We start from the raw sequence: 754 nt of genomic DNA, 5'->3' as shown, positions 1-754 counted from the left end.
TTGAATTGCATGACAACTGTGGAAGCAAAAAACATACGGGTTTTAGCCTATTCACAGGATGTGTATATTTGTTTGTAAACAATAGTTTTTTCACAAACTGCCGTTGGCTGTAATACTATGAGAACTCTAATAACAATATCATACCTTTTTCTCTTCACGATTCTAGTCAACGCCCAAAAAGTGCGACTTGAAGGCGACGATTCTGAATATTTATGCCTCAACGATTCAATATCTGAGACCTTCGTAAAGAATCTTGAAAGCAAAAAAGTTGACAGTACAATTACTATCTTATACGACTACGACAACGGACGATTGCCAGGTTCGATCCGTGCTATGATATGGAGCGATAAAGGAATAGGCAAAGTTCGAATTATTCAAGGCTGCGACAGAATAACTAAAGACACAACTTTCGAATACAACTTGGCTGAGTTATGGAGGTATATCGACCAGACGAAATTTGATGATGTATCTATCCGTATTAAATCAGGCAATGGACAGTCGCATGATATGTTCTATCATATCACCGTGGCCACTCCAACAAAGTCTTTTATTGTTGTCGTCCGAGATAATGAGCGACAAAGAACGGAAAAGCATAAGACACCTGAAACTGACTCAAGAGTAATGTTAACTAACAAGGTTGACGCAATACTGAAATAAGTACTACAGCCAACAAGGGGTCCTATGTAAAGCGGTGTGAGAGGTTTCAGTTTTCTTCTAAAGGGGCAATATGTTTATAAACGGTACTACATAATAT

General features: G+C 38.2%; 1 protein-coding gene. It reads left to right on the top strand.

The features are described 5' to 3' along the window. The first annotated feature begins 180 nt into the window (after window positions 1–180). Window positions 181–657: a hypothetical protein gene (locus tag ACFEL9_RS26160; protein WP_385896378.1), complete on the top strand. Its 477-nt coding sequence runs from the start codon at window positions 181–183 to the stop codon at window positions 655–657. Window positions 658–754: the final 97 nt, after the last annotated feature.

This window comes from Terrimonas alba, assembly GCF_042434975.1.
Lineage (GTDB): Bacteria > Bacteroidota > Bacteroidia > Chitinophagales > Chitinophagaceae > Terrimonas_B > Terrimonas_B alba.
This window is presented reverse-complemented; position numbering and strand designations above follow the sequence as displayed.